The 7,150-nt window shown below is 60.6% G+C and carries 7 protein-coding genes; 1 reads left to right on the forward strand and 6 read right to left on the reverse strand.

Translation table 11 applies throughout. The annotated features are described in order from the left end of the window. Positions 1 to 385 precede the first annotated feature (385 nt). Genes ACTD9P_RS13350 through plsB form a run of 3 tightly spaced genes read right to left on the reverse strand, consistent with a single transcriptional unit; the run spans position 386 to position 4,072 of the window. Complete coding sequence (locus ACTD9P_RS13350) at positions 386 to 1,075, reverse strand: DUF4197 domain-containing protein (protein ID WP_138816471.1); 690 nt, start codon at positions 1,073 to 1,075, stop codon at positions 386 to 388. A 39-nt stretch (positions 1,076 to 1,114) separates the two neighbouring features. Next, positions 1,115 to 1,516, reverse strand: a complete 402-nt coding sequence (locus ACTD9P_RS13355; protein ID WP_438868047.1) for a YbaY family lipoprotein — start codon at positions 1,514 to 1,516, stop codon at positions 1,115 to 1,117. A 51-nt stretch (positions 1,517 to 1,567) separates the two neighbouring features. After that, complete coding sequence (gene plsB / locus ACTD9P_RS13360; RefSeq protein ID WP_438868048.1) at positions 1,568 to 4,072, reverse strand: glycerol-3-phosphate 1-O-acyltransferase PlsB; 2,505 nt, start codon at positions 4,070 to 4,072, stop codon at positions 1,568 to 1,570. Between the two features lie 182 nt (positions 4,073 to 4,254). Here plsB and ACTD9P_RS13365 point away from each other — a divergent pair, with 182 nt between their 5' ends. Continuing rightward, positions 4,255 to 4,464, forward strand: a complete 210-nt coding sequence (locus ACTD9P_RS13365; protein WP_003219353.1) for a cold-shock protein — start codon at positions 4,255 to 4,257, stop codon at positions 4,462 to 4,464. A 146-nt stretch (positions 4,465 to 4,610) separates the two neighbouring features. Here the strand turns inward: ACTD9P_RS13365 and ACTD9P_RS13370 are convergent, their stop codons facing one another. The 3 genes from ACTD9P_RS13370 to dapE are packed head-to-tail and all read right to left on the reverse strand — an operon-like array spanning position 4,611 to position 7,003. Next, a complete protein-coding gene (locus ACTD9P_RS13370) occupies positions 4,611 to 4,988 on the reverse strand; it encodes a hypothetical protein (protein ID WP_438868049.1) in 378 nt (125 codons plus the stop codon). A gap of 54 nt (positions 4,989 to 5,042) precedes the next feature. Further along, positions 5,043 to 5,852, reverse strand: coding sequence for a putative RNA methyltransferase (locus tag ACTD9P_RS13375; protein WP_438868050.1), 810 nt, complete (start codon positions 5,850 to 5,852; stop codon positions 5,043 to 5,045). Beyond that, positions 5,852 to 7,003 carry a succinyl-diaminopimelate desuccinylase gene (gene dapE, locus ACTD9P_RS13380; protein WP_438868051.1) on the reverse strand — a complete coding sequence of 384 codons (1,152 nt, stop codon included), beginning with the start codon at positions 7,001 to 7,003 and terminating at the stop codon, positions 5,852 to 5,854. Before dapE ends, ACTD9P_RS13375 begins: the two co-directional genes overlap by 1 nt. Positions 7,004 to 7,150 lie beyond the last annotated feature (147 nt).

Below are 7,150 nucleotides of genomic sequence, written 5' to 3' on the forward strand. Positions count from 1 at the left end.
TGAGTTTATGGAGTTTTATATGGCTTTTTTAGATGCTATTGCTGCTTTCAAAGGTGCGTTTCTTGGGGCCTTGCTGGGCAATAATGTACCGCGCAATGATTTTGGAACGGGGTATAGGTCAGGGCACGCAACAAACGATCACCACCACCATCATCACCAACATCGTCCTCATACAGTCCGGCCACCCGCGGGCCATACCTATCCAACCCAGACCAACCATGGCAGGCCGTATCCACAGCAACACACGGTCCACGAGCTGCCTTCACCCTACAGGCCTACCTATCCGCTTTTTACGCTGAATCGTTAATGGGCTTTGCCTGAAACAACTGCGCCAAGGCCCGTGGTAAGCGGCCTTGGCGCAGTGGCTCCAGCGTGTTTGAGCGGCTTACAGCGCGCCAAACACCTTCTTCGCCAGGCTGGTGGCTGCCGCCGCCGGGTTCTTGCGAATGGTTTCTTCCTGCTGCGCGATCATCTTGAACAAGCCGTCCAGCGCCTGTTCGGTCACGTAGTTTTCAACGTTGGCACTTTTGGCATCCACAGCGCCAAAGGCTGCCGCCTTGCCGGCCAGGGCGTTGTACTGCTGAGCAACCCCAACCTTGTCGGTAGCGGCCTTGACGATCGGCAGGAACTTGGCGCGAATCTGTTCGCGGCTGCTTTTATTCAGGTACTGCGTCGCCGAGTCCTGGCCGCCGCTGAGAATACCCTTGGCGTCGGTCACACTCATGTTTTTTACCGCATTGACCAGGATCGGTTGCGCCTGGGTCACGGCCGTTTCGGCGGCCTTGTTCATGCTGGTTTCCAGCTGCGTGACCTGGTCACCCATGCCGAACATCTTCAGCTTGTCGGCGACTTTGCCCAGTTTGCCTGGCAAGCCGATCTTCACTTCGGGGTTGTTGCTGAAACCACCGGGCGCGCCCAGTTGTTTCACGGCGATCTGTGCGCCTTGGGTCAGGGCGTCCTTGAGGCCGCCGCTGGCGTCGCCCTGGGACAGGCTGCCAAGGTCTAGGGCCATGGCATTGGCGCCGAGTAGCAGGCCTGCGCACAGGGCAGTGAGGCGAAGAGAGTTACGGAGCATGAGCGCTTCCTTATGTTCGGGCTTATGTTCTAGAGAATGTCAGTGTGCGACAGCATCAACGCGCAGGCGCAGAGGTTGTTCATCCTTGCCGTCGAGCTGCACCGCGTGGCGTTCGGTGGTAATAAACAGTAGCTTGCCGTCCAGCTCGATGCGAGCACTCACCGAGTAAGTGTGGCCTGGCTTGATTTGCGCCGGGTCATAGCTCAAGTGAAACGGCAGCGGCACCTGGCCTTTGACCGGGCCTTTCTGTTCGGCGAGGGTCACCGCCGGGGCGTCCATCAGCGATACGTCCTGCAGGCTGACACTCAAGGTGGCAGCGGGCGGCAATGCGATGCGTTGCAGGTAGAACACTTCGCCGTCGAGGCTGGCCTTGGAGGCTGGAGTCATGGATTGGCAGGCTCCGAGAAGGGCGGTAAGGCCCAGGAGGATGATCTTTTTCATGGTACAGCTCCTTTTCAACGGCGCCGGAAACAGCCCGACGCCTCAGTCAATCTAGCGGCTTTCTGCCGGTTCCACAGGCGCCTCAGCAGCACCGTCGACGCGGTGCAAGGCCACTTGGCGAATCGACAGGCGAATGTCGGCAGGCAACACGCGTTTGGCCGCGCCCTCCGCCAGTTCGCCGAGCAGGTCGTGGTAACTCAGCTTGCCGGCTTCGTCGCGGCGCAGCACATCTTGCTCCAGCAATGTCTGGATAAAATGTCGGAAAAGGCTCTTGTCGAAGAATTCCGGCGCATTCAGGCCATGCAGGATCGACAGGCGCTGGGCCATGATCGTGCACAGGTCTTCCAGTTCTTCGGCGCTGATGCTGTTCTGGCCGCTGTTGAGCAGCAGCGAGATCGCCATGTAAAAGCGCTGCAAGGTCTGGGCGATGCTCTTGGACAACAGCGTCAGCAGCACAAAGTGCCGCGAGCTCGGGGCCGGGCGCAGGTAGACAGCGTTTTCAAAACGCAGCAGGCCTTGCTCGACGAAGGCTTCCAGCCATTGGTCGACGACCGCATCCAACTCTTCCAGCGACCAGCGAATAAACAACTCCGACTGCAAGTACGGGTAGAGCGCGCGGGTGTAGCGCAGGATTTGGTCGCGGCTCATGCGCGAGCTGCTCTGGAAGAAACTCGCCAGCAGCGCGGGCAGGGCGAAGATGTGCAGCACGTTGTTGCGGTAATAGGTCATCAGGACGGCGTTCTGCTCGTCCAGATACACAATCTTGCCCAGGGCGTCACTTTGCTCTGAGAGCAGGTTCATGTCCTTGACGTGCTTGATCAGTGCCAGGCCATCGCCTTCCGGCAAGGTGGTGTGCGGCGAGTAGGGCACACGGCGCAGCAGTGCCAGGTACAGGTCCAACTGGCGAGCCATGGCCTGTTCATCCAGGGCCAGGCGCGTGGTCGAAAGCAGCGCCAGGGCCACCAGGTTCACCGGGTTGACCGCTGCGGCTTCATTGAGGTGGCGTGCCACCTGCTCGCCGAGGCGGTTGGTGGTTTCGTTGAGCCACGCCGGTTTAAAGTTCGGGCCCAGTTCCTGGGCGCGCCAGTCCGGCTGCTCGGCGTCGAGGAACTCGGCCAGCTTGATCGGCTCGCCGAAGTTGACCGCGACCTGACCAAAGCGCTGCTTGAGCGCGCCGACCACTTTGAAAATATCGAACATCGATTCTTTCTTCTTGCTCGCCCCGCGCAACTCGCCCAGGTAGGTACGGCCTTCGAGCACGCGTTCATAGCCGATATACACCGGCACGAACACGATCGGCATGCGTGAGGAGCGCAAGAAGCTGCGCAAGGTGATCGCCAGCATCCCGGTTTTCGGTTGCAGCATGCGCCCGGTGCGCGAGCGTCCGCCTTCGACGAAGTACTCCACCGGGAAGCCCTTGGTGAACAGGGTGTGCAGGTACTCGTTGAACACCGAGGTGTACAGCGGGTTGCCCTTGAAGGTGCGGCGCATGAAAAATGCACCGCCACGGCGCAACAGGCTGCCGATCACCGGCATGTTCAGGTTGATGCCGGCGGCAATGTGCGGCGGAGTCAGGCCGTTTTTGAACAGCAGGTACGAAAGCAGCAGGTAGTCGATGTGGCTGCGGTGGCAAGGCACGTAGATCACCTCGTAACCCTGGGCAACCTTTTGCACACCATCGATATTGTTGACCTTGATGCCGTCGTAGATCTTGTTCCAGAACCAGCTCAATACCACTTCCAGAAAGCGAATCGCGGTGTAGGTGTAGTCCGAAGCGATCTCGTTGCCGTAGCGCAGGGCCTGGGCCTTGGCTTTTTCCGGGGTGATTTTCTCGCGTTCGGCTTCATCGGCGATGGCCTGGCGTACCAGCGGCATGTTGACCAAGCCTTTGACCAGGTTGCGGCGGTGGGACAGGTCGGGGCCGATCACCGCAGTCTTCAGGTTACGAAAGTGCACACGCAGGATGCGCTGGGCCATGCGCACGGTGCGTTCGTGACCTTTATTGTGCTCGATCAATTCACGCAGGTTGATAGGCGCGGAGAATTGCACGCGGGTCTTGCGACCCAGGATCAAAATGCTCAACAAGCGGCGCAGACGCCCGGTGACCGCCCAGCTGTCTGCAAACAGCAGTTTCCATGGGCTGGACTCGCTTTCGGGCGACTGCCCCCAAAACACGCTGACCGGAATGATTTGTGCATTCTCTTCGGCGTGCTCGGTCAGGCTGTTGACCAGGCGCGTCAAGGTCGGCGGCGCGCCGCGCTTGTCCTGGCGACCGAGCCAGTCGGGTTCGGGCGTGAGGTAGAAGAACGCGGCGGGTTCAATCAGCGAACCCACCGACACCGGCAGCACCGGGCGCGGCAGGCCGGCCTTGGTGCATTCCTTATCGACCACCGCCAATTCGGTGAGAGAGGGCGATTGCAGGACGTAAAACACCGGCCGGCTGCGGTCCAGGTTAAGGGTTAGGGACGACTGGTTGATCGTCTCGGAGCGAACCCAGAGGTACAACAGTCGGCGCAAGGTGCCAAACACCAGACGGCGGAACGGGGAGCGGGTCATAGGCGTGCTGCTTCAAGTGGAAAAAACCGAGCAGGTGCTCGGGCGGGTAGTGTGCCGTATTCGCCGAAAATCGGCAAAAAAGCAGCGATGTAAACTTGAGTTGATCGTTTTTGAGCCTGTCTTATACTCGGCAGTTCAATGCGAGCGACTCAACAATAAAAATGCATGTGGGAGTAAGACAGATGGCAACGCGTGAAACCGGCAATGTGAAGTGGTTCAACGATGCAAAGGGTTATGGCTTTATCCAGCGTGAAGACGGCAAGGACGTGTTTGTGCACTACCGCGCCATTCGCGGTGAGGGCCACCGCTCATTGGCCGAGGGTCAGCAGGTGGAGTACGCCGTGGTGACTGGCGAGAAGGGTTTGCAGGCTGAGGATGTGGTGGGGCTGTAACAATTGATTTTTGCAACACCGCTGAACCCATGTGGGAGCGGGCTTGCTCGCGAATACGGTGTGTCAGTTGATACATCTGTTGACTGATCCACCGCTTTCGCGAGCAAGCCCGCTCCCACATATTGATTGGGTTCACAATCTATGGGTTATGCCGTTTTCCAGGTGATCTGCTCTTCGCCGTCCGCACTGATGCGAATCCAGGTATCAGCGCTTTCCTCGCCTTCTTCCTCAACCCAGGTACCCGGCGCGCAGCGCACTTCGACGTTCAGCGCGGCAAAGGCGGCGCGGGCGCAGGCGATGTCGTCGTCCCACGGCGTCTGGTCGCTTTCCAGGTACAGGCTGTTCCACTTGCCCACGGCTTTTGGCAGCCAGGTAACCGGCACAGTGCCGGCTTTGCACTTGTAGGTCTGGCCTTTCTGTACCCAGTCGGTGCATGGGCCCAGGGCAGCACCCAGCCAGGCGGCGATGGCCTTGTAGTCGACGTCGGCGTCTTTCAGGTAAATCTCGATATCAGGTTGGCGCATGGATGTTCCTCGTTGCGGGATTCGAAAATCCATTCGCGGATACTTAAAAGTCGGTTATTGAAGCACGAAATAATCGTAGCGCATCGACACAGTCACCCGCAGCGGCTCGGCGGCCTCGATCACTTCAGTACGGCGCTCGGCACTCGCGCGCCAGCCATGGGGCGTCATCGCCAGCAGATTGGCGCGGTCCTGGGGCTCGATCAGGCTCAGGGTGAACTCCAGCGTTTCACTGTGCGCCAGGCTCATGCCTTGCGGCACCAAAGCCAAATGCTTGTCGTCGGTGTATTCACGCACTTCGTCGTACAGGCGTTCGCGCAGTTCCATCAGGTGGCCGGCAGTCGGGCCAACCTTCATCAAACCGCCGCCGGGGCTGAGCAGGCGCTTGGCCTCTTCCCAGTCCAAAGGGCTGAACACGCTGGCGAGAAACTGGCAACTGCCCGACGCCAGCGGCACGCGGGCCATGCTGGCGATCAACCAGGTCAGCGCCGGGTTGCGTTTGCACGCGCGTTTCACCGCTTCCTTGGAGATATCCAGCGCATAACCGTCAGCGTGGGGCAGGGCGTCGGCGATTTGCGCGGTGTAGTAACCCTCGCCACACCCGATGTCCACCCAGCGCTGCGGCGTGCGCTCGGCGGCCAGTTCGGCCAGGCGCCTGGCCACTGGCGCATAGTGCCCGGCATTGAGAAAGTCGCGGCGTGCCTCGACCATGGCGAGGTTGTCGCCTGGGTCGCGGCTGTTCTTGTGCTGCACCGGCAACAGGTTCAGGTAACCCTGGCGCGCACGGTCGAAACGGTGCCCGGCGGGGCACGCCACGCCATTATCCACCGCGTTGAGCGGTGCGCTGCAAAGGGGGCAAGCGAGCATCAGGCGAGCAACTTGATCAGGGTTTGGTAGTAGATTTCGGTCAGCACATCGAGGTCGCTGGCCAGGATGCGTTCGTTGACCTGATGGATCGTCGCGTTGACCGGGCCCAGCTCGACCACTTGGGTGCCCAATGTGGCGATGAAACGCCCATCGGACGTGCCACCGCTGGTGGACGCCTTGGTCTCGCGGCCGGTAATCACCTTGATGCTGGCGGATACCGCGTCGAGCAACGCGCCCGGCTCGGTGAGGAATGGCAGGCCAGACAAGGCCCATTCAACGTGCCAGTCCAGGCCGTGTTTATCCAGAATCGCCGCAACCCGCTGTTGCAGGCCTTCGACGGTGGACTCGGTGGAGAAGCGGAAGTTGAACACTGCCGTCAGGTCGCCGGGGATCACGTTAGTGGCGCCGGTGCCGGAATTGAGGTTGGAGATCTGGAAGCTGGTCGGCGGGAAGAAGGTGTTGCCGTCGTCCCAGTGCTCGGCCGCCAGTTCCGCCAGCGCCGGTGCGGCCAGGTGGATCGGGTTCTTCGCCAGGTGCGGGTACGCCACGTGGCCCTGTACACCGCGCACGGTCAGGGTGGCACCGAGGGAGCCGCGACGACCATTTTTGACCACATCGCCCACCAAGGTGGTGCTCGACGGTTCGCCGACGATGCACCAGTCCAGACGCTCCTTGCGGGCCGCCAGGCGTTCGATCACCGCTTTGGTGCCGTGGTGCGCCGGGCCTTCTTCATCGCTGGTGATCAGAAAAGCCACCGAGCCTTTGTGGTCCGGGTAGTCGGTGACAAAACGCTCCGAGGCCACCAGCATCGCCGCCAGGCTACCTTTCATGTCCGCTGCGCCACGCCCACAGAGCATGCCGTGTTCGTCGATCAACGCGTCGAACGGGTCGTTCTGCCAGGCCTGCACCGGGCCGGTCGGCACCACGTCGGTGTGGCCGGCAAAGCACAGTACCGGGCCTTCGTGCTTGCCATGGGTGGCCCAGAAGTTGTCCACATCTTCGATACGCATCGGCTCAAGTGCAAAACCGGCGTCGCCCAGGCGCTGCATCATCAGCTTCTGGCAGTCGGCATCGATCGGCGTCACAGAAGGGCGACGGATCAAGTCGATCGCGAGTTGAAGGGTCGGCGAAAGGTCGGCATGGGCCGTCATGGGAAAACTCCGGGAAGCGTGTAAGGGGCGCAGGACGAATGTGGAATACAGAACCTGAAATGGCGAAATTCTAATGTGGGAGCGGGCTTGCTCGCGAATACGGAGTATCAGCTACGCATGTATTGGCTGATACACCGCATTCGCGAG

It is taken from the genome of Pseudomonas onubensis (genome assembly GCF_965653655.1).
Lineage (GTDB): Bacteria > Pseudomonadota > Gammaproteobacteria > Pseudomonadales > Pseudomonadaceae > Aquipseudomonas.